This is a genomic window from Myroides sp. C15-4 (genome assembly GCF_050522745.1).
Taxonomy (GTDB): Bacteria; Bacteroidota; Bacteroidia; order Flavobacteriales; family Flavobacteriaceae; genus Flavobacterium.
Genome location: NZ_JBMVQX010000036.1, coordinates 18833 through 40796 on the forward strand (window position 1 = coordinate 18833; position 21964 = coordinate 40796).

Below are 21964 nucleotides of genomic sequence, written 5' to 3' on the forward strand. Positions count from 1 at the left end.
CTTTAATGTTATATTTTTATTAAATAAACGTCATATTGCGAAGAGATACTGTAATTTCGTCCCAGTTAATAGTAAAAAAATTAATGGATATGAAAAAATTAGTACTATCGTTAGCAGCTGTTGCTGCATTTGGTTTAACAGCTAACGCACAAGAAAAAGAAAAACCAACATTTGGATTCCAAGAAGGTAACTTCATGATCGAAGGAAGCTTTACAATCTCTGATAAAGTGAATAAAGATTCAGATTCAGGAAACAAAAACAAAACAACTACATACAAGTTCAATCCAAAAGTAGGATACTTTTTATCAGATAAAGTAGCTATTGGAGCTGCTTTAGGATTTGGTAAAAACCAAGAAGATTTCTTTGATGGTGCTACGGCAACAAACCTTTACGCTGGAGTTTATGCACGTTACTACTTCTTAGAATTAGGTAACCGTTTCAAAACGTTTGCTGAGGTAGGTGTTGGATACGACCAAAAAGAAGTATCTGCAACTAAAAACAAATTGACAGGTATTCAAGCTGGAATTGATTTAGGATTCAACTACTTCTTAACAGATCAATTAGCAGTTGCTTTCACTTTAGGAAATGTATTCTCTTACGGAAACCACAACCACAAACTTGATGGTAAAAAACAAGGAACAATTTCTGAAACAGATGCTAACTTGAATGTTTTCAATAACTTCTTTGATAACGCTACATTCGGATTAGTATACAAATTCTAATCGAAAATCAGTACCTAATAACGTATAAGAAAGAGCTTCAGTTTTGAAGCTCTTTTTTTTATCTTTGAATCAAACGAATAAAGAGAGAAATGATACCTAAAATTTGGCAAAACACCATTCAAGCGTATATTCACTACTTGAAATTAGAACGCGGTTTGGCTGAAAATTCCATCGATAGCTATGAATTGGATTTGATGAAGTTTGTCCATTTTTTGGCTCATAATGAGATTGAGGCGACCCCTCAAACGGTTACGGCAGAACTGATCAATGAGTTTGTCTACCAACTTTCGACCGTATTAGCGCCTACCTCACAAGCGCGTATTATATCTGGACTAAAAAGTTTTTTTACTTTTTTGATTATCGATGGAAAGATTGAAAAATCACCAACAGATTTATTAGAAATCCCCAAATTAGGACGAAAATTACCCGAAGTATTAGCTGTCGAAGAGATTGATGCCTTAATTGAAACTTTAGATCTTTCGACCAATGAAGGATATCGAAACAAAGTAATGCTTGAGCTCCTGTATAGTTGCGGATTACGCGTTAGCGAATTGGTTAATCTTCGCCTAAGTGATTTGTTTTTTGAAGAGGGATTTATACGGGTGATTGGAAAGGGAAGTAAGCACCGTTTTGTGCCTATTGATCCAGAAACAATGCAGTGGATTACCTTATATAGAAACAGCATACGCAATCATATGCAGGTCAAAAAGGAAGATATCGATATTGTATTTTTAAATCGTAGAGGCGCTCGTTTAACACGAGCCATGATCTTTACCATTGTCAAACAAGCAGCCAAAGACGCTAATATTCAAAAAAACATTAGTCCGCACAGTTTTCGCCATTCCTTTGCGACCTATTTACTCGAAAATGGAGCCGATATTCGCATGATTCAGTTGATGTTGGGCCATGAGTCTATCTTAACAACCGAAATTTATACGCATATCAGTCGAGAGAAGTTGAAAAATGTCATGGATACCTATCATCCTAGAAGTAGAGGAGAATAAGGAGTTGATGAGTAGATATAAAAAAAAGCGAAAGATTCTTCTTTCGCTTTTTTTAGGAGTTGAACTATTTTATTTTGCTATGTTAATAGCTCTTGTTTCTCTAATAACTGTAATTTTAACTTGACCTGGATACGTCATTTCAGTTTGAATTTTTTGTGAGATATCAAAAGAAAGCGTTGCTGCCATTTCATCGGATACTTTTTCACTTTCAACGATTACGCGTAATTCTCTACCAGCCTGAATTGCATAGGAGTTTTTAACCCCTCCAAATTCATTCGCAATTCCTTCAAGGTCTTTTAGACGTTGGATATAAGAATCCAATACTTGTCTTCTTGCTCCTGGTCTTGCTCCTGAAATAGCATCACATACTTGAATAATAGGTGCAATTAAAGTTGTCATCTCGATTTCATCGTGGTGGGCTCCAATGGCATTGCAAACTTCTGGTTTTTCTCCAAATTTCTCTGCCCATTGCATTCCTAAGATCGCGTGTGGTAATTCACTTTCTGTTTCAGGTACTTTACCAATATCGTGTAACAATCCAGCACGTTTTGCTAATTTTACGTTTAGTCCTAATTCAGCGGCCATTAAACCACATAATTTAGCCACTTCACGGGAGTGTTGTAATAAGTTTTGACCATAAGATGATCTGTATTTCATACGTCCAACGATTTTGATTAATTCAGGGTGCAAGCCGTGAATTCCCAAATCGATAACGGTTCTTTTTCCAATTTCGATGATCTCTTCCTCGATTTGTTTGGTTGTTTTTGCCACAACTTCTTCAATACGAGCAGGGTGAATACGTCCATCCGTAACTAAACGGTGTAGTGATAGACGAGCAATTTCACGTCTTACAGGATCAAAACACGATAGAATGATAGCTTCTGGTGTATCATCTACGATAATTTCAACCCCTGTAGCAGCTTCAATCGCTCTAATATTGCGTCCTTCACGACCAATAATTCTACCTTTTACATCATCTGATTCAATGTTGAATACTGACACACAGTTTTCTACTGCTTCTTCAGTTCCTACACGTTGAATTGTATTGATGATGATCTTTTTCGCTTCTTGTTGAGCCGTTAGCTTTGCTTCTTCAATCGTATCTTGAATATACGACATCGCATCCGCTTTCGCCTCTGTTTTTAAACTTTCAATGATTTGGTTCTTTGCCTCTTCAGCAGTTAAACCTGATATAATCTCTAATTGCTCAACCTGCGTACGGTGCAAGCGATCAACTTCTTCTTGTTTCTTTTCAACGTGCTCTAATTTAGCATCGTAATCTTTGATGATTTTTTCACTTTCTTCCGCTGCTTTTTTCGCTTTTGAAAGCTCATTTGAAATTTGAGATTCTTTATCTCTTGTTCGCTTTTCAGCCTCCGCCATCTTCTTATCACGCGATAAAATCACTTGCTCATGCTCCGCTTTTAGCTCAATAAATTTCTCCTTTGCTTGAAGAATCTTTTCTTTTTTGATTGATTCTCCTTCCGTTTTTGCGTCGCGTATAAGGGTTTTAGCTTCATTATTAGCATTTTGTAATATAGAAGAAGCATGGTTTTTCTCCAGGTATTTTGCAATGGCAAAACCAATGCTTGCTCCCACTAAAACTCCTACAACAATAAATAGTATATCCATATGTGTTTTATAATTATATAAAAAAAGCCCACATCAGTAGAGTTGCATAAACTCTGATTTAAACAAGTTTTGGGTTAGCTTGCTGTTCAAGGATCTGCATAAATGCAGCGTGCTTTAGTAGCAATGATTCACCCATTTTAATTTGTTAGTGTTGAGTTTATCAAAACGGTTTACTAATGTGAGCAGTATTTTTCTTAGTTTTTCCTTTAAATAAGAACGTGTTTTTATTTAGAAAGAATACGATCCAAAGCCTCGTCTAATCGAACCAAGCGATCAACGGCTTTATTGTAATTCTCCGACTTGTCAATTGTCTTTTGTTCCGTCTGTGATGCTAATTGTAACGCACACATCGCCAAAACATCTTGCTTATCTCGTACCGCATAGCTCTCTTCAAACTGATTGATCATGATGTCAATTTTCTTTGACGCTGAGCGCAAAGCCTCCTCCTGAGCATAAGTCACCGTTAATGGGTATACTCGATCAGCTATCGATATCTTGATTTTTAGTTGTTCATTCTGACTCATTGCTAGCTTTATTTACTGAGTTGAGCGATACAAGTGTCAATCTCTCTTATCAATGAATTTATCTTGAGTTTCGTATCTTTTCTTCCTTCGTCACTGCCCAATAGTGAATTGGCTAACTGCAGAGATTCATATTTCTTGTAAATGTCGTCTAATTGCGTCTCATTTTGTAGAATTTCTTGCTGTGCCTCGACCAAATGTTGTTTGAGGGTATTATTCTCCGCTTCCAACTGATCTAACCTTTGTACAAGTTTTGCAAACTTTACTTCCAAAGCATTAATTATGTCCGTTAGTTCACTCATGTTGCAAAATAAATATTCACTATTCTTTTACAAAGTTACAATTTGTATTTAGATTTTAAAATATTTTCTGCTAAAAGTTCGCGTGAACTGCTAGGAAATTGATTAATAACTAGGTGATGAAAATATTCTCTGCCTTTTTGTAGAATTATTTACCAATTCAACCTCTCTTTTTTTTGTCGTTTGTATAAAAAGTAGAGGAAAGTATCGAAGATAGTATTTAGGGAAGTAAAGGAGGAAAAAATAGGTATTTTCCTTGCAAAAGAGAAAAAACTTCACGGAAAAGGATTTGTGAAAAAGGGTTCGCCATTTTTAGATTATTCTTTATTTTAGCAATAAATTATAAAAAATGAAAAAGAGTTTTACTGGAATTTTTGTTTTCTCTGCCCTCGTTGCTTTTGGACAAGCTCCAGCTTTAGAATTTGCCAATCCTTTGAATATACCGATTAATGCCTCGGGGAATTTCGGAGAGCTCAGAGGAACCCATTTTCACGCGGGATTAGATATCAAAACCCAACAGCGCATTGGATTACCTGTTTATGCCCCTGCGGACGGCTATGTATCGCGTATTAAAGTGTCTACTTGGGGATATGGAAAGGCGTTGTATATCGATCACCCCAATGGGATGACAACGGTTTATGGGCATTTAAGTGCCTATGAAGGGGCAATTGCTCAGCGCGTCTTCGATACGCATTATAAACAACGCGTTTTCGAAATTGAAATATTCCCTAAGCGAAATGAAATTCCAGTAAAAAAAGGAGATATTATTGCCTATACTGGAAATACGGGTGGTTCGGGTGGCCCCCATTTACACTATGAATTCCGAGATACTAAATCGCAAGCCATCGTCAATCCATTGAGTTGGGGAATGAAAGATATGCTCACCGATACGGAAGCACCTACCGTTACTGCACTCTATGCTTATCCTATTTCTCAAGAGGCTGTGATTAATAAAACGATTGCCCCTGTCGCTTTACCTTATAAGATGATCAATGGGATTCTCACCGCTGATCCAATTACAGCAAGCGGACAAATTAGTTTTGGAATTGATATGTACGATACGGCAAACAATAACAGCAACCGAAACGGCGTTTATAAGGTGGAAACATTTGTCAATGGGAAACCGAGCTTTAGCTATCAGTTTGATACCTTTGCTTTCAGCGAATCGGGCTTTGTTAATGCAGTAGTCGATTATGGTCGTTCCAAGAGAACAAAGGAAAAAGTACAAAAAATGTTTCTCGAAAAACCATTTCCATTGTCTGTATTAAAAGTAGATGCTAGTACAAAGGGAATACTCGATGTAAAACCAGGTATGAGCTATACCTATAAAATAGTAGCTTCTGATTATCACGGCAATCAAACCACAATTGAAATTCCAGTTACTTACGCGGATGATTTTGTGGCTCGTGTCGAGTCTATGGATGTATCAGAAGGTGATAAGTACGACATCCTTTCAACCAAAGAGTTTATCATGGAAAAGGATTTTGCAACGCTAACGATTCCTGCGAATACGTTTTATCAAGATTTTAAATTTAATTTTAACGCCAAAGACAAGGTGGTCACCTTGCATAAAGACGTAGTTGCGGGCTTTAAAAACATGACGCTGACAGTGGATGTTAGCCATTTTGGATTGACAGATGCCGAATTGGAAAAAGGCTATTTGGCCCAACGCAATCCCAATGGAAGTAAATCCTATGTCAAAACACATAAAAAAGGAAAGTTGTGGACGATTTACACTAAAAAATTAGGCGAATATACGTATGGTATTGACCATACACCACCGAAGATTTATCAACCTAGTTTCAAAGAGGGGGATTGGTTGAGTAACGCAAAAGAAATTTCCTTCCTCGTTCAAGATACAGAATCCGGGGTGAATACCATAGAAGGAACAATTAACGGGAAGTGGATGCTCTTAGACTACGATTATAAGACAAAAAAAATAGTACATTTATTCAGCGATGGAGTAGTGAGTTCTGGGCGCAATGATGTTGTGATTAAAGTAACAGACAGTATGGGCAATGAAGCTAGCTTTTCTACGCATTTTTTTAGAAAGTAAACTATGATAAATCGATTGGGAATAACACTGGTTCTCTTTTTCTTAGGACTATGTACACAGGCACAGGACAAAGCTATCCTACAGGGAAAAATTGTACAAGAAAAGGGAGGGAAGGCGACCGAGATACTACTATTGCTCAAAAGCGGTGCGATTCACAAGCTCAAAGTCAATGCGAGGGGGGAGTTTTACGTAGAAGTTCCCGCTGAGGAAGAAATACGAGTAAAATTTATCAATAGTCCTTGTGAGATACAAGAAACTTTTGTTTTATCTCCCAATGAACTTCGAAAGATAACCATACAATGCGAGGGAGCGAAAGGACGAGTAATTACGCAAGCAGTAGCAGAGGAAATGCTAGATAATAATATCATGCAAACCGTGGAGATTTTAAATTATAACGGCAGTTTTGATCGGGATTTGTCCAGTGTTTCGCTAAGTGGAGTCCGTGAGGTAGTTTCGGGAAGTAATCGGTTAGAAACGGTATTGTCCACTTTACCAGGGGTGAATTCCAACAATGAATTGAGTAGTCAATTCGCCGTAAGAGGAGGAAGTTTTGATGAAAATTTAATCTATGTCAATGGTGTTGAAATGTATCGTCCATTCTTAATTCGCTCAGGGAAACAAGAAGGGTTGAGTTTTATCAATCCAGCCATGGTAGAACATGTTTCGTTTTCTGCAGGAGGATTTAAAGCGCGCTATGGAGATAAGTTATCCTCTGTATTGGAAGTAGAGTATCGTAAGCCAACGCGAAATAAAGCGCAGTTGCAAGCTAGTTTTTTGGGTGCTGGTGCAACAGTAGATGTAGTTTCTAAAGATCAAGCCTTGACGGCTATGATTGGAATGCGGTATCACAATAATCGCCTGTTGATGAACCGCAAAGAGGATGATGGCTATTACAAGCCCTCCTTTATGGATGCCCAAACCGCAGTAAACTACAAAGTAGATGATAATTGGGGATTTAGTTTTATCGGAAATATAACAGGCAACCATTACAAATATGAACCCAATCAGGCTACAGTCGCTTTTGGAGGCATGAGCAATACGTCTACGGTATCCATTTTGTACAACGGTAAAGAAGAGGATAAGTACAGCTCACTATTTGGTGCGTTAATTTCTACGTATAAAACGGATCAAGATAAAATAGAAGCTGTTTTTTCGGCTTACCATACCCAAGAAAAAGAATATTACGATATAGAAGCCTCCTATCTGGTGGTTGATCAGCAGCAGACCGATTCGGACCCACTGTTTGGTTCAGAGGTGCAAAATCCGTTGCCTATTCGAAAAGGAATAGCTTCTCAATATACACATGCCAGAAATAATTATGATGCCTTATCCTTAAGCGCTGAGGTAAAAGGGAAACACCTCATAGGAGAGGCCAATACCTCTTTGCATTGGGGCGTGAAATACGTCCGAGAGAATATAAAAGACCGCTTATCAGAGTGGGAGCTGATGGATTCGTTGGGGTATGTTTTACCCAATAAACACGAGTATGCAGCATTACATACCCAGCATACTGTGGACATCAACCGCATAATGGCTTATACAGAATGGAATAAAGCCGTGTACCGTCAAGATACGAAGATTACCTTGAATGCGGGAGCGAGGGTACAAGGATGGAAGATGTCGGAAGGAGGTAAAGCGAAAATAGCAGTAAGTCCAAGAATGCAAATCGCATTAGAACCACAAGGCTGGCAAAAAGACATGCTCTTTAGTTTGGCTTTTGGTCTGTATCAACAACCACCATCGTATCGAGAATATCGCGGGTTTGATGGGGAATTAAATCCCAACTTAGACGCACAAAAAGCATGGGTGGCCGTATTAGGTCATCAGTATGGATTTACTATGTGGAATAAAAATTTCCGCATGCAAACTGAAGTCTATTACAAAGATTTGCACGATGTAAATGTCTATACGTTAGACAATGTACGCTTGCGTTATGTGGCAAATAACGACGCTAAAGCTTACGTCTACGGTGCAGATGTTCGTTTATATGGAGAGTTTATTGGCGGTACTGAATCTTGGATTAGCGTAGGATTCATGAAAACAGAAGAAAATTACCAAGACAAAGGCTATATCGCGCGACCAACAGATCAACGATTAAAATTTGGCTTGCTGTTTCAAGATTATATGCCTTCAATACCCAATTTGAGGTTGTATCTCAATGCAGTCTATAATACAGGACTGCCAGGAGGTTCGCCTTCTTATGTTGATCCTTACTTATATAGAGGAAGATTACGCGATTATAAACGGGCCGATATTGGATTTAATTACGTATTCAAAGATGAAAAAGTAGGACAAAATACGCGTTGGCTTCAAGGTATTGAACAATTGCAACTAGGAGTAGAAATCTACAATGTATTCAACGTGGCAAACGCAATTACCAATACGTGGATTCGCGATTTGAATAGCAGTAAAGAGTTTGCTATTCCCAATTATATGACCAATCGAACGTTTAATATGAAAATAACGCTAACGTTTTAATTTTTTAGTCGTGCATTTGTAAAAAACGTATCTTTGAATCATCAATAGTGAAAAGAATGAAAACAAAATTAGGTTTAATCGTAAGTGCTTTTTCCGTTGTGTTGTTTTTTTCTTGTAAAGGGCAAGAGGAGAAACCCAAAGTAATTTATAAAGATGAAGCAAAAACTACGGAACAAGAAGTAGTAAAAGAAAAAACAGAAGATATCAGAATTGCTGATTTGCCTTTGGTTGTCGGTAATTCACCCTATTTAATTCACCCTGTTGGAGAGGTTAGGGTCTATTCTAGCCCTAGTAAATACGGTACAAGTAAGGTGAGTCAATTCTCCTATACGGTTTCCAATTTCGTCCCTTTTGAAATTACAGGGTATTTAGAAAATCTAATGTTTCAACATAAAGATTCTTTGGATATCAAACCACTGACCACAAAGACCATTCAGATTCAGTCTGTGGTGTACTTGAATACCATAGCCGAAAAACTAAAGCGAAATATTTTGGTTTATAATGTGTTTGATGCAGATACCAATCGCGATGGTAAGATTGATTCAAATGATATCAAAACGCTTTATATAAGTAAAGGCAGTGGAAGGGATTTTAAAAAATTAAGTCCTTATTTACAGGAATTATTAGATTGGACGGTCATTGATGTACAAAATAGATTGTATTTTAGAACAATTGAAGACATCAATAAGAATGGAGCTTTTGATAAAAATGACAACGTTAATTACTTTTATGTGGACTTAACAGATCCTACTTGGGAAGTTAAAAGTTATGATCCTTTAAAAGTGTTGAGTCAAGATGATACAAAAGAAGAAGTAGTGGAAGCAGCAGAAGCGTCTGAATAAAACTAGTGCTCGAAATAAAAAAAGCCCTAAATACATTTGTATTTAGGGCTTTTTTTATAATTGTCTATTCGCCCTTTTCATTCTTATTTTTTATTGATATACTCTCGTTTTGAGAATTATAAGTCTAGTAGGTTATTATGTTAGAAATAAAATCGCTTTTTGATACGATTTTAAATAAAAAGTTGATTTATGAATATTGCATTGAATTTAACGTATTACGTGTAGTAAAAAAATATTTTTTGTTTTTAATGCTGTGTTTTGAATGTTATTTATGATTTTTTGTAGTGATTGACCTGTGTTTTTTTTGGTAAATCAGATAAAAGAGTAAAAAAAATGTGACCTTTTACAGGGTTGGTGGTCTTAGATATATACAGAATGAGATTATTGTATGCATTTATAGTTCATAAGTAAGTTAAAGCTTCTACTGCGTAAAAAAACAAAGTCGAAGAGGAGAATGCAGGAGGGAATAAATCAATTAATTCAGTAAAAGGTTGTGTTTATTGTATTAAATGGATATAAATTAATAGAGTAATAAATGTTATTACGTGAAAATGCTTGCTGACTTTGGGTATTTTTACTTGAGAAATTAAGTATAATAAAAAGTTAAATGCGATTAGATGTATAATGTGTAAATCTCATTTTGTAGTGTTAAATAATATGTTAATCTAAAAAATAAATAATAATTTTGTCACGCTTTAAACGAAAGTAAAAAAAGTAGTAATAGGCGAACATCTATTATCTTAAGTCCCCACTTAATAGAGAATCGTGCTATATAGCTATGCAGTATAGTCACGACGCAATATGTGAGGGTAGAGGTATTATATTAATACATCATCACCACTAACATTATGAAACTAATTAAAACATTTGATGGTTTTTTAAGAGGCCATTTTAACTTCGAGAGCATCGTTAAAAGCGTTTTAGCTATCTCTCTGATTCAGCTTATAGTAATTGGCTTAGGCGTGAATCTCAATTTTAGTCATTTGGCTATTCCATTATTGTATTTCTTTACAAGAAAAACAGCAAATAAAGCCGAGCCTTCTGTCGGAGAATTTTTCTTCCATTACAGTCTTGCCGTTTTGATCATTCTATTACCAAGCCTGTTTGCATTCAAATTAATAGGATCGCTTGTTTTTGCTTATGTATTGACCTACTTAATGTTGTTGTACAAAGAAATGAAGTCGATCCAACCTTCTAATTCGAATCAAAGTGTATTAGGATTTATTGGTTTTTTCTGTAACTTCCTTATCGCAGGTTTAATTGTAAGAGCAATTTTCTTTGTTGTGACTTATAGCTTTGCTGATTTTGGCGTAGAATATGTCTTTTTCCAAACAGGATTAGCTGTATCGCTGTTCTTGTTTAGCTTATTTAGCTTGTTCAACTACCAAGAAGGCAACAAAGTATTGCTTAATCAAGGAACTGAATTTGTTGTAACGAAAACGGATACTCATGCGCTGCACACGAAATTTGAAGATAAAGAAAGAGTAATTATTGAGTTTTTCGAAACAAGTGATGACTTTTTAGCGAATTCGTTTTCATTGGAAGATCTAGCAGATGCAGTAAATTTGAATAAACAAGAAGTATCTACTGTGATTAACCATCAATTGAATTCTTCTTTTTATCATATGGTAGCGCAATATAGGATCTTACATGCAAAAGAATTATTGCAAGTGCGTAATAATTTGACCATAGAAGCTATTGTGGAAGAATGTGGTTTTAGTTCAAAATCAACGTTTAACAAGTACTTTAAGCTTTTTGTAGGTAAAACCCCTTCTGTATATCGCAATCAAATCGTTTAATGAGCGGTTATGGAGTTTTATTTTAACTTAGTCGTATTAACAGCAGCTATTATTTTTGGCAGTATTTCGTTTATTATTAATAATAAACTGACTACTACAACTAGAACACAACAATTACTCAATGTATTTCTTTTGTTTTTTGTTTTACATCTAGTTATTACGTTGTGTAGCCGATTGTTATGGCCAGAATATCGGTTAATCCATCTTGGATTGCCCTTTAATACGGTCTATGCACCTACATTTTATTGTTGTCTTGTCTTATTATCGGATGAAGTTCACAAAGTAGAGCAGCATACGAAGCGCTATTCCTTTATGTTGCACTTTATTCCTACGTTGGTACTGTTGGGATTTTATATTTTCATGCTAAGCCAAGAGTTGGATATAAATTCAGTTGAGGCGTATCGCTACTTATTGGTCCTTTACTTTATTGAAGTATTCCAATATGTCGGCTATGCTTTTACTGGGTACTTTAAGATTAACAAGCTAGTGTTGAATAGCAATATTCGCCTATTAATCTTGCGTGTGATGTGGATTATGATCTTCATGGCGTTGGTGTCATTAGGAATTGTATTTTACGATAATATTCTCTATTATGACCTTTCAGTTACCTATTTAGCTTTATTGTGTTTCTCTGTTGTTATATTTAATTACTATATCGCGCGATTGAAATACGTAAAAATGGTTTCTATTACTTCGGCTGAAGAAGGAAAAACAGCAGAAGAACAACAAGCGCTTTTAAAATACGAGAAATCAAAATTAGCTGAAGAGGTTTTACATGCTTATAAAGTTAAGGTAGAACAAATTGTTCACGATAAACAATCGTTCTTAAAGGTTAATTTTGCTTTGGATGATCTTGAACAAGAAAGTAAAATTGCTAAGCATCATTTGTCTCAGTTTTTCTCCACAACTTATGGGATGAATTTCAATGCTTACATCAATAAATTGCGTGTCGAACATGCAAAGGAGTTATTAGAGAAAAAAGATTTTGATATATCGGTGTCCGAATTAGGTGATGAATGCGGATTTAATTCTCGAACCTCTTTCTTTCGCGCGTTTAAGAAATACGAAGGAGTATCACCTTCCGAATATATAACGAATATCCTTGAAAACAGATAAACAAGTTGCAGTGGATGGGTAAGTAGTCTAGAAGTGTTTTTTACTTCTTGCTATTTGCTCATTTTTTTTTCATTTCTTTTGTTCTCACTTCGGATTACTTATTTCTGATCACTATTTCATTTGCATATAAAAAGAGTTGTTTATATTTGTATAAGCATTGAAGCTTTCAATGAATAAAGAAAATAACATACAAGCGTAGTAAAGTAAAAAAATAGAAATAATGATTATACAACCTAGAACTCGTGGATTTATCTGCTTAACTTCTCATCCAGAAGGATGTGCAGCGCATGTTAAACAACAAATTGCATATGTTAAATCTAAAGGCAAAATAGCGAATGGACCGAAAAAAGTACTTGTTATAGGTGCTTCTACAGGTTTCGGATTGGCATCGCGTATTTCTGCAGCTTTTGGTTCTGATGCAGCTACTATAGGAGTATTCTTTGAAAAGTCAGCAACAGAAGGTCGTCCAGCAACTGCAGGTTGGTATAATTCAGCAGCATTTGAGCAAGAAGCGGCAAAAGCTGGTTTATATGCAAAAAGCATCAATGGAGATGCGTATTCTGATGAAATTAAAAAACAAACCATAGCGCTAATTAAACAAGATTTAGGTCAAGTTGACCTAGTTGTGTATAGCTTAGCATCACCAAGACGTACACATCCTAAAACGGGTGTAGCGTATGCTTCAGTATTAAAACCAATCAACGAGCCTTTTTCAAATAAAACGGTAGATTTCCATACAGGTGTTGTGTCTACTATTACAATCGATCCTGTAACGGAACAAAGCGATATCGATAATACAGTCGCTGTAATGGGAGGTGAAGATTGGAAGTTTTGGATCGAAGACCTAAAGGCGGCAGGTGTTTTAGCCGATGGTGTAAAAACAGTAGCCTACTCGTATATCGGACCTGAATTGACCTATCCTATTTACCGAAATGGTACAATCGGAATGGCGAAAAATGATTTAGAAGCAACTGTACCAACTATTAATAACCTAGTTGCTGATTTGAACGGAGTTTCTTACGTATCAGTAAACAAAGCATTAGTAACGCAGTCAAGTTCTGCAATTCCTGTAGTGCCTTTGTATATCTCGCTTTTGTATAAAGTGATGAAAGAAAAAAATATCCACGAAGGCTGTATCGAGCAAATGTATCGCTTATTTAACGATCGCTTGTATGCTAGCCAAGCGGTTGCCCTAGATCAAGAAGGACGTATCCGCGTTGATGACTGGGAAATGAGAGAAGACGTTCAAGCAGAAGTAGCGAAATTATGGGAGGAAATCAACTCCGATAATATCAATGAAATTTCAGACTTAGAAGGGTATAGAAGGGATTTCTTTAATTTGTTCGGATTCGAATTTGATACAGTAGATTATCAAGCAGAAACAAATGAACTAGTTGACGTTCCAAGTATTAAATAATAAAAAAAGGCGATGAATTTTTTTCATCGCCTTTTTTTATTGTTAACAGTTTACGGTTAACCAGTTTACAGTTTAGTTTTCATACAAACCATACAAATCGCGCGACGAACAAACCGCGCGACGAACAAACCGCATCATCCTAAATACTTCTTTTGTAGATCTGAAACAATTTCTTGTATTTGTTCAGCGAGGATTTGAATATGCTGTGCAAGATCCTCTTTGGATTGAAACTCGATGGTTTGATCTTCTAATTGTTCTAGTGCAGGAACGAGGTGATTAATTTGCAATTGTTTAAACATCGGTAGCATTTTGTGTGCGATATTGCTAACGGTTTGATAGTCAAAGTCATCTGTTGCATAGCTAAGATCTAGGATGTTTTCTTGGGTACTATCTACAAAAATGACCACGAATTTTCTCAAGGCTGCACTATCCTCTCCGATGAATTGTTTAATTTGATTAATGTCATACAGTTGTTTTGGTTTCTCAGTAAAAACAGCTGCGTCATTTTTAGTTGTCAATTCAAGTTTATAAGTAGGGTGTAAGAGCTGTGTAATGAGAATTAGCAATTCTTGCAGTTGAATCGGTTTTTGATGTGCTGAGGCAAAGCCGGCTTGGGTAAAGTCTTCTACTGTAAGGTCGCGTTTACCCGATAGGGCAACAACGGGAATTTGCTTGTATTTTTTGTTGTTTTTTAACAAGTGAATCATTTCAAATCCATCCATTTTGGGCATTTGAATATCACTGAGAATAATATCGTATTGCTCCTGATCGAGTGTGCTTTCAATTTCAGAAGAATCGTTGAGCATATCAATTTTTTTGAAAATAGGAGCAAGTAGTTCCTCCATCAATTGCAGCTGAATTTTATCGTCATCTACAACGAGAATTTTATTTTGAGCTAAGATGGTAAATTGCTCCTTAATTTGGTTTGCAGATATATAGGTATTGGTTTGTACATCTGCTTTTTCAAGGGGTAAAGTAATGGTAAAGATAGAGCCTTCTCCTAAGATGCTTTCTACGCGAATATCACCACCCAATAGATTGATGAGGCGTTTGGAAATATTTAATCCTAGCCCTGTTCCTCCGAAACGCTTTTCAATACCTGCATTAGCCTGACTAAATTCTTTAAAAATATTTTCAATTTGATTTTGTTCAATACCAATACCTGTGTCGATAACTTTGATTTCGATCTGATCGTCTAATTTAATTGCTTCAAGGAAAACACCCCCTTGTTGTGTGAATTTTATAGCATTGGTAATGAGGTTGGTAACAATTTGTTTTAAGCGATAAGGATCAGAGATAAAAGAATTGTCTAAGGCTTGATCTACCGTCCATTTCAGCTTGATTTTTTTATTGTCTGCATTGGGAACTAGAGGCGCACAGATGCTCTCAATTAGTTCTTTCGGATTAAATGCCTTTTCTTGAATGCTAATTTTATTGTTTTCTAATTTAGAAAAGTCAGTTAAATCATTGATTAAGTTGGCAATATACTGTGTGGAGCTTTGTATATTGTTGAGGTATTGTTTCTGTTTTTTGTTTAGTTCCGTGTTTTCTAAAAGAGTAGAAAAACCAATTAAACTACCTAGAGGGGTTTGCAAATCGTGTGTTACCGTAGCAAATAGCATGGTTTTACTGCGAAGTAGAACTTCTCTTTCTTGGTTTAATTGCTCTAGTTTTACACGGTATTCTTGCGTTTGGTTGATGTCTTTGATGATGATCCAGCCCAAAATAATAATGACAAAAAGCGCTGATCCACCAATGTAAGCAATATTGGTCGATGCAGTGCTAATACGCGCTTTGGACTCGTTGATGTTTTGGTAAGAGAGTGAGAGTAAATTATGCTCAATACTCTCTAAGATCTTGCGCAATTCATTGGTGATATTCTTGTTCTCGAGAATTAGTTTTTGTTCTTCTTTTAATAAGTTGGCTTGTTGTTGATTAACTTTTTGTTGTGCTTGTAAGATAATATTTTCCATCGCACTAATGATTGAGTCCGTTACATTGGGATAGTTGATTGTTTTGGTAATGGTATCCGTATGGTCTCCTTTAAATAGACGTGCCCAACCACTTCGCTTTTCCTTTTCTTTGGTTTGAATGACGATTGGTTCAATTTTCTTTTGGATTTCATCGCGTATGTCGTAAATCTTGTCGATTGCCTCACTGTAGTTGCGATCCTCATTGATTTCTTTTCGCGCTTTAATGATATTGTTGAAACTGACTTTTTTCTTTTTCAGTAAGTCTTGTACCAAATCGATTTTTTGATGAATAGCCTTATCGGTGGTTGTCAATTTGATTTGCTCAATTTGATTGACTAAGGTATCTAAATGTGAATAGTAGCTTTTGATGTCTTTGTTGTTTCCCGTAACGATGGCATTTCGACTGTAAATCTCAGAAGAATACAAGTTGTTTAAGGTACTACTAACAAGGAAAATTTTGTTGTTTTCTTTGACTACTTGCTCTTCAGGTAAAGTGAATTTTTTGGCCTCTTTATAGATGTAAAAACCCGAGAAGAAAACAGCTCCTAGTAGGATTATATACAAGAATATGATTTTTATTTTAATCGATTTTGAGGGTTTCATCCAGTAACAGTGTTTGAATTGAGTTACAAATGTACAAAATGTTAGTTGTCCTTGGTGTGTTTTCGCTTGGGTTGTAAAAAGGAAAATAAAACAGCACAAGAAATAAGGAGGTAGGGTTGATAATTATTTTTTTATTCGTTTGTTTTTTTATTGGATGTGTAAATAAAAGTTGATTATATTTTGATATTCGGTATAAATGGTTAACTTTAGTATAAATATGGAAATGATGATTTTATTTAAGAGCTAGATTGTCCTTTTAGTTAGGCAATCTTTATGTTTAATCAATTAAAACTGTACGTTATGGCAAAAAATGATTTATTTAAGAAAGATTGGTTAGATATTGTATTTGCAGGCAGAAATAAGCAATATGGCGCCTACAAATTGCGTTTAGAGAGCCCAAAAACAACTCTTTTTGCCTTAGGCAGTGGATTGTGTTTATTTGCTTTGGTATTTGTGGCACCAGCGGCTATTTCTTCTTTTTTTGAAGAAGAAAATGAATATGCTGGAGGAGAAATTACGTATTGTGAGTTTGGTTTTATAGATGAGCCACTGGAACTTGTCGATGTTGATTTGCCAAAAATAGAGGAAGAAGAAGTGAAACCACTAGTAGATGAACGTAAAACAGAGGAGGCTAGTGCACCTGCTTCTAGTATAGATGTCGAGCGATTTACAACCTTAGAAATAGCAGCAGCAGATGAAATTACGGAGGAACTGGCCAAACAAGAAAATTTAATCGATGCCTTAATTGGCAGTGAGTCTATTAAAGGCAATGAGGAGGGAACTGTTTTAATCAAAGAAAAAGCGGGAGATCGCATTGATGTTTTAGATGAAAGTGAAGGTGAAGAAGCTGATAGAGGAAATGCGATTTATCGCGTGACAACAGAAAGTGCCGCACCAATGGAAGGATTGGCTAATTTTAGCAAGAGCTTTATTACAAAATTCCGTGAAATACACCTGCCTAATGCGGCAGGTAAAGTACAAGTAATCTTGTCTTTTGTTGTTGAGAAAGACGGAAGTATTACCGATATCAAAGTTTTACGTGATCCTGGTTATGGAGCAGGAAAAGAAGCGGTTCGCGTATTGAAAACAATGCCTAAATGGAAACCTGCTCGTCAGGATAATCGCACAGTTCGATCTCAATTCACTTTGCCAATTACCATTCAAGTACAATAAGGTGATAGAGATAAATTGATAGATAGGTTTACTAAAAAAATAAAAGCGATCCAAGGATCGCTTTTATTGTATATACTGTTGAGGTTAGTCTCTCGAAATACCTCTTGAAATAACAATTTTTTGAATTTCAGAAGTTCCTTCATAAATCTGTGTAATTTTTGCATCACGCATCATACGCTCTACATGGTATTCTCTTACATACCCATTACCACCGTGAATCTGTACGGCTTCAACTGTTGTATCCATCGCTGTTTTAGAAGCAAATAATTTTGCCATAGCCCCAGAAATAGAGATGTCTTGTCCGGCATCTTTTTCAGCCGCCGCTTTTAAACACAACATACGAGCTGCGGAAATATTCGTTGCCATATCAGCTAATTTGAAAGCAATCGCTTGGTGGTTGATAATTTCCGTTCCAAATGCTTTGCGTTCTTTGGCGTATTTTAATGATAACTCATAGGCTCCTTGAGCAATACCTAAAGCTTGTGATGCAATTCCGATACGACCGCCATTTAAAACATTCATGGCAAAAGCAAAACCAAATCCATCTGCTCCAATTCTGTTTTCTTTTGGTACTTTGACATCTGTAAAAAGTAAGGTATGCGTGTCAGAACCACGGATTCCCATTTTTTGTTCTTTTGCTCCAATATCAAATCCAGGTAACCCTTTTTCTACGATGAAAGCATTAATTCCCTTGTGTTTCTTTTCTGGATTTGTTTGTGCAATAACAATGTAAAAAGAAGCAGTACTACCATTGGTGATCCAGTTTTTTGTACCGTTCAACAAGTAGTAATCACCCATGTCAACTGCTGTTGTCTTCTGAGAAGTAGCATCAGATCCCGCTTCAGGTTCAGATAAACAAAAAGCACCAATAGCCGCTCCAGATGCCACTGGAGTTAAGTACTTTTGCTTTTGCTCTTCATTGGCATATTTCTCTAAACCTGCACAAACTAAAGAGTTATTAACAGATAAAACGACAGCTGTTGAAGCATCAACTTTAGCAATTTCTTCCATTGCTAATACATAAGATACACTATCTAAGCCACTTCCGCCGTATTTTGGATCAACCATCATACCTAAGAAACCAAGTTCTCCTAATTTTTTTATTTGTTCTGTTGGGAAAATTTGGTGTTCATCTCTTTCAATAACCCCAGGTAATAATTCAGTCTGTGCGAAATCGCGAGCAGCCTGTTGAATCATTAGTTGTTCTTCTGTTAATTTAAAATCCATCGAGTATTTATTTTATCCTTTGTAATCTTGAAATTTATAAGTTCAAATATAGCGGAATATTATCAAATATTCAATTTCTATGCTTAAATTTATACCTATGAAAAATAGTCAATATCACGTTATTGGAATCATGTCCGGGACTTCTTTAGATGGGGTTGATCTGGTTTATGTTACACTCTCTGTCAAACAAAATACTTGGTCTTTTGAATTGGTAAAAGGGCAAACAGTGGCCTATTCAGCTGAGTGGAGAGCTAAACTAAAATCAGCCCTTGGATTGAATAAAAAAGGGTTAGATCAATTGGATGAACAGTATACCGTTCATTTAGCTAGTATCATTACTGCTTTTATTCAAGAAAATGCCTTAGAAACGGTTGATTTCGTTTGTTCGCATGGACATACAATCTTACACCGTCCAGATTTGGGCTATACGGTTCAAATAGGTAATTTATCTCTTTTGGCAGATTTAGTTCAACATAAGGTAGTTTGTGATTTTCGCGTGCAGGACGTGCTGTTAGGTGGCCAAGGAGCACCTTTAGTTCCCATTGGAGATCGCCTGCTTTTTAGCGAATATACTGCTTGTTTGAATTTGGGTGGTTTTGCCAATGTTTCCTATGAAAATGCACTGAATTACCGCATTGCTTTCGATTTGTGTCCTGTTAATGTGTTACTAAATGAACAAGCAAATAAATTGGGCCTCCTATATGATCCTGAGGGAACAAAAGCGCAAACGGGAACCGTTTGTCAGCCTTTGTTAGAGGCACTAAATGCGTTAGACTACTATGCGAAAACGCCTCCAAAATCATTAGGAGTGGAATTTGTTGGAAGTAATATTCAACCGCTTTTGGCTTTGTATCCCCTGTGTCCAGAAGATTATTTAGCCACATTTGTCGAACATATTGCCATGCAGATTGCCGCGGGAATCCAATTGCCTAAGCAGTCAAAGATATTGGTGACCGGTGGTGGCGCGTTTAATACGTATCTTATGAGTCGCCTTGCGTTTTACGCTTCTTCTTATGTGTTTGTGGTTCCTGATCCTTTAGTAGTGAATTACAAAGAAGCGTTGATTTTTGCTTTGTTAGGCGTGCTCAAAGTGAGAGATGAAGTCAATACCTTAGCCAGTGTAACAGGAGCACAGTATGACCACAGTGCGGGAGTAATCTACACTATTTTTGATCCAGTGTGGTAAGAAAAATGATAAAACAAAAAATGGAGTAATGAATAGGGAAAAAGTGTTCTTTCTGTTTTTTATTGTTAATCCATTTGCGTGACACTTTGAAAACACCCTATATTTGGTGCGTTTTACTGGTATAGTGGACCTAAAATGTGCTGCTGTAGCAAGAAAACAACCATACAGTAAAATAAGTAGTAACAACAATACCGGATTGCGATCCTCTTTTGACCTATGACCTATCAAGAAACCGTTTCGTGGATGTTCGAACAATTGCCCATGTATCAACAACAAGGAGCTGTGGCATATAAAGCAGATTTATCGAATATAGAGAAACTAAGTGCCCATTTGAATCATCCAGAAAAGCAACTAAAAACCTTGCATATAGCAGGAACAAATGGAAAAGGATCAACGTCGTCTATGTTGGCATCCATTCTGCAAGAAGCAGGATATAAGGTGGGATTGTACACTTCCCCTCATTTAAAAGATTTTAGAGAGCGTATTAAGATTAATGGAGTAGAAATTACAGAAGCCTTTGTTGTTGATTTTATTGCTGCAAATCGAGCATTTTTTGAAAGGGAGTCGCTTAGTTTTTTCGAAATGACCGTAGGCATGGCCTTTGCATATTTCAAAGAGGAGCAGGTAGATATTGCCGTGATCGAAGTAGGTATGGGAGGACGATTAGACGCAACGAATATTATCACGCCTTTGGTATCCGTGATTACGAATATAGGAAAAGATCACGTTGCATTTTTAGGTGATACGTTAGCGGCTATTGCGGGAGAGAAAGCGGGAATTATAAAAAAAGGAGTACCCGTCGTTGTAGGTGAGTATGTGGACGAAACCAAACAGGTATTTGTATCCAAAGCAGAACAAATGGGAAGTCCGATTTATTTTGCTCAAGATACCTATGCGTCGAATGCCTATACATCAGATTTAAAAGGAAGCTATCAGCAAAAGAATATACGCACCGTTCGTCAAACGATCGAATTGTTGCGTAGAGATTTTGTGATCACTGAGGAAGAGGAAAAAAAGGGATTAAATCAGGTCGTAGCTACTACTAATTTGCAAGGACGTTGGCAAATTTTACAAGAAAATCCGAAGGTAATTGCAGATACGGCACACAATGAACATGGACTGTCGATTGTCATGGAGCAATTGAAAACAGAAAAATACAATCAATTATACCTTGTTTTTGGGGTCGTAAACGATAAAGATTTGCAAGGAGTGCTTCCTCTTTTACCAAAAGAAGCAAAATATTTCTTTGCGAAGCCAACTATTTTTCGTGGACTTGATGCAAGGATTTTAGCAGAAAAAGCAAGGGAATTTGGATTAGATGGTGTTGTTTGTGATTCAATACCAGAAGCTTATGCAAAAGCGAAGAGAGAAGCGAAGGCGGAAGACTTGATTTATATAGGAGGAAGTACCTTTGTTGTAGCAGAAATTTTATAAAAAAAAGTTCCAAAAAGCTTGCAAACATAAAATCCCGTCGTATATTTGCACCCGTAATCAACACATGATTACACGTTCATAAAGAAAGGGCGATTAGCTCAGCTGGTTCAGAGCATCTCGTTTACACCGAGAGGGTCGGGGGTTCGAATCCCTCATCGCCCACCATTCTTACACATATTGAAAATATTCCGAATTTATAGAAATATTAATTAGGGCGATTAGCTCAGCTGGTTCAGAGCATCTCGTTTACACCGAGAGGGTCGGGGGTTCGAATCCCTCATCGCCCACAATATTTTAAATAAAAGTTAATTCGGGCGATTAGCTCAGCTGGTTCAGAGCACCTCGTTTACACCGAGGGGGTCGGGGGTTCGAATCCCTCATCGCCCACAATATTAGATTAACGTCAATTCGGGCGATTAGCTCAGCTGGTTCAGAGCACCTCGTTTACACCGAGGGGGTCGGGGGTTCGAATCCCTCATCGC

General features: G+C 36.6%; 16 protein-coding genes, 3 tRNA genes and 1 other RNA gene. 14 read left to right on the forward strand and 6 right to left on the reverse strand.

All coding sequences use genetic code 11. From position 1 onward, the window contains the following. The first annotated feature begins 89 nt into the window (after window positions 1-89). Window positions 90-722, forward strand: a complete 633-nt coding sequence (locus ACPDHL_RS13760) for an outer membrane beta-barrel protein (protein WP_430533330.1) — start codon at window positions 90-92, stop codon at window positions 720-722. An 89-nt stretch (window positions 723-811) separates the two neighbouring features. After that, window positions 812-1726, forward strand: coding sequence for a site-specific tyrosine recombinase XerD (xerD, locus tag ACPDHL_RS13765; RefSeq protein ID WP_430533331.1), 915 nt, complete (start codon window positions 812-814; stop codon window positions 1724-1726). A gap of 69 nt (window positions 1727-1795) precedes the next feature. On the opposite strand, the gene rny is transcribed toward xerD, so the two are convergent. The 4 genes from rny to ACPDHL_RS13785 form a co-directional block, all read right to left on the reverse strand. Further along, a complete protein-coding gene (gene rny / locus ACPDHL_RS13770; RefSeq protein ID WP_430533332.1) occupies window positions 1796-3358 on the reverse strand; it encodes a ribonuclease Y in 1563 nt (520 codons plus the stop codon). A 48-nt stretch (window positions 3359-3406) separates the two neighbouring features. Continuing rightward, window positions 3407-3515: non-coding RNA, 6S RNA (gene ssrS, locus ACPDHL_RS13775), on the reverse strand. Between the two features lie 67 nt (window positions 3516-3582). Next, window positions 3583-3882: a cell division protein ZapA gene (locus tag ACPDHL_RS13780; RefSeq protein WP_002990886.1), complete on the reverse strand. Its 300-nt coding sequence runs from the start codon at window positions 3880-3882 to the stop codon at window positions 3583-3585. Window positions 3883-3890: 8 nt separating this feature from the next. Beyond that, entirely contained in the window at window positions 3891-4181 is a 291-nt protein-coding gene (locus tag ACPDHL_RS13785) for a hypothetical protein (protein WP_430533333.1), read from the reverse strand. Window positions 4182-4527: 346 nt separating this feature from the next. On the opposite strand from ACPDHL_RS13785, the gene ACPDHL_RS13790 reads away from it, so the two are divergent. From ACPDHL_RS13790 to fabV, 6 genes are all read left to right on the forward strand, one after another. Then, on the forward strand, window positions 4528-6234 hold the full coding sequence (locus tag ACPDHL_RS13790; protein ID WP_430533334.1) for a M23 family metallopeptidase: 1707 nt from the start codon (window positions 4528-4530) through the stop codon (window positions 6232-6234). A 3-nt stretch (window positions 6235-6237) separates the two neighbouring features. Then, window positions 6238-8712 carry a TonB-dependent receptor plug domain-containing protein gene (locus ACPDHL_RS13795; RefSeq protein ID WP_430533335.1) on the forward strand — a complete coding sequence of 825 codons (2475 nt, stop codon included), beginning with the start codon at window positions 6238-6240 and terminating at the stop codon, window positions 8710-8712. A gap of 56 nt (window positions 8713-8768) precedes the next feature. Continuing rightward, a complete protein-coding gene (locus ACPDHL_RS13800) occupies window positions 8769-9554 on the forward strand; it encodes a hypothetical protein (protein WP_430533336.1) in 786 nt (261 codons plus the stop codon). Window positions 9555-10402: 848 nt separating this feature from the next. Continuing rightward, the gene (locus ACPDHL_RS13805; protein WP_430533337.1) at window positions 10403-11353 is read left to right on the forward strand and encodes a helix-turn-helix domain-containing protein; all 951 of its coding nucleotides are present in this window, start codon (window positions 10403-10405) and stop codon (window positions 11351-11353) included. 9 nt (window positions 11354-11362) lie between these two features. Further along, window positions 11363-12469 (forward strand): helix-turn-helix transcriptional regulator, encoded by a 1107-nt coding sequence (locus ACPDHL_RS13810; protein ID WP_430533338.1) that lies wholly within the window; start codon window positions 11363-11365, stop codon window positions 12467-12469. Window positions 12470-12689: 220 nt separating this feature from the next. Next, on the forward strand, window positions 12690-13886 hold the full coding sequence (gene fabV, locus ACPDHL_RS13815; RefSeq protein ID WP_430533339.1) for an enoyl-ACP reductase FabV: 1197 nt from the start codon (window positions 12690-12692) through the stop codon (window positions 13884-13886). Window positions 13887-14020: 134 nt separating this feature from the next. Here the strand turns inward: fabV and ACPDHL_RS13820 are convergent, their stop codons facing one another. Beyond that, the gene (locus ACPDHL_RS13820) at window positions 14021-16462 is read right to left on the reverse strand and encodes an ATP-binding protein (protein WP_430533340.1); all 2442 of its coding nucleotides are present in this window, start codon (window positions 16460-16462) and stop codon (window positions 14021-14023) included. 300 nt (window positions 16463-16762) lie between these two features. Here ACPDHL_RS13820 and ACPDHL_RS13825 point away from each other — a divergent pair, with 300 nt between their 5' ends. After that, window positions 16763-17635: an energy transducer TonB gene (locus tag ACPDHL_RS13825; protein ID WP_430533341.1), complete on the forward strand. Its 873-nt coding sequence runs from the start codon at window positions 16763-16765 to the stop codon at window positions 17633-17635. Window positions 17636-17719: 84 nt separating this feature from the next. On the opposite strand, the gene ACPDHL_RS13830 is transcribed toward ACPDHL_RS13825, so the two are convergent. After that, window positions 17720-18862, reverse strand: coding sequence for an acyl-CoA dehydrogenase family protein (locus ACPDHL_RS13830; protein WP_430533342.1), 1143 nt, complete (start codon window positions 18860-18862; stop codon window positions 17720-17722). 97 nt (window positions 18863-18959) lie between these two features. Here ACPDHL_RS13830 and ACPDHL_RS13835 point away from each other — a divergent pair, with 97 nt between their 5' ends. From ACPDHL_RS13835 to ACPDHL_RS13855, 5 genes are all read left to right on the forward strand, one after another. Beyond that, entirely contained in the window at window positions 18960-20048 is a 1089-nt protein-coding gene (locus ACPDHL_RS13835) for an anhydro-N-acetylmuramic acid kinase (RefSeq protein ID WP_430533343.1), read from the forward strand. A 216-nt stretch (window positions 20049-20264) separates the two neighbouring features. Then, the gene (locus tag ACPDHL_RS13840; RefSeq protein ID WP_430533344.1) at window positions 20265-21482 is read left to right on the forward strand and encodes a bifunctional folylpolyglutamate synthase/dihydrofolate synthase; all 1218 of its coding nucleotides are present in this window, start codon (window positions 20265-20267) and stop codon (window positions 21480-21482) included. 87 nt (window positions 21483-21569) lie between these two features. Beyond that, window positions 21570-21647 (forward strand) — tRNA-Val (locus tag ACPDHL_RS13845). 47 nt (window positions 21648-21694) lie between these two features. Further along, window positions 21695-21769 (forward strand) — tRNA-Val (locus ACPDHL_RS13850). 25 nt (window positions 21770-21794) lie between these two features. Continuing rightward, window positions 21795-21869: transfer RNA gene (locus ACPDHL_RS13855), tRNA-Val, on the forward strand. Window positions 21870-21964: the final 95 nt, after the last annotated feature.

Coding starts and splice junctions, on each gene's coding strand:
- ACPDHL_RS13820 (WP_430533340.1), bottom strand. CDS start 16,462: ATGAAACCCTCAAAATCGATTAAAATAAAAATCATATTCTTGTATATA.
- ACPDHL_RS13830 (WP_430533342.1), bottom strand. CDS start 18,862: ATGGATTTTAAATTAACAGAAGAACAACTAATGATTCAACAGGCTGCT.
- fabV (WP_430533339.1), top strand. CDS start 12,690: ATGATTATACAACCTAGAACTCGTGGATTTATCTGCTTAACTTCTCAT.
- ACPDHL_RS13825 (WP_430533341.1), top strand. CDS start 16,763: ATGGCAAAAAATGATTTATTTAAGAAAGATTGGTTAGATATTGTATTT.
- ACPDHL_RS13840 (WP_430533344.1), top strand. CDS start 20,265: ATGACCTATCAAGAAACCGTTTCGTGGATGTTCGAACAATTGCCCATG.
- rny (WP_430533332.1), bottom strand. CDS start 3,358: ATGGATATACTATTTATTGTTGTAGGAGTTTTAGTGGGAGCAAGCATT.
- ACPDHL_RS13780 (WP_002990886.1), bottom strand. CDS start 3,882: ATGAGTCAGAATGAACAACTAAAAATCAAGATATCGATAGCTGATCGA.
- ACPDHL_RS13795 (WP_430533335.1), top strand. CDS start 6,238: ATGATAAATCGATTGGGAATAACACTGGTTCTCTTTTTCTTAGGACTA.
- ACPDHL_RS13800 (WP_430533336.1), top strand. CDS start 8,769: ATGAAAACAAAATTAGGTTTAATCGTAAGTGCTTTTTCCGTTGTGTTG.
- xerD (WP_430533331.1), top strand. CDS start 812: ATGATACCTAAAATTTGGCAAAACACCATTCAAGCGTATATTCACTAC.
- ACPDHL_RS13785 (WP_430533333.1), bottom strand. CDS start 4,181: ATGAGTGAACTAACGGACATAATTAATGCTTTGGAAGTAAAGTTTGCA.
- ACPDHL_RS13760 (WP_430533330.1), top strand. CDS start 90: ATGAAAAAATTAGTACTATCGTTAGCAGCTGTTGCTGCATTTGGTTTA.
- ACPDHL_RS13790 (WP_430533334.1), top strand. CDS start 4,528: ATGAAAAAGAGTTTTACTGGAATTTTTGTTTTCTCTGCCCTCGTTGCT.
- ACPDHL_RS13805 (WP_430533337.1), top strand. CDS start 10,403: ATGAAACTAATTAAAACATTTGATGGTTTTTTAAGAGGCCATTTTAAC.
- ACPDHL_RS13835 (WP_430533343.1), top strand. CDS start 18,960: ATGAAAAATAGTCAATATCACGTTATTGGAATCATGTCCGGGACTTCT.
- ACPDHL_RS13810 (WP_430533338.1), top strand. CDS start 11,363: ATGGAGTTTTATTTTAACTTAGTCGTATTAACAGCAGCTATTATTTTT.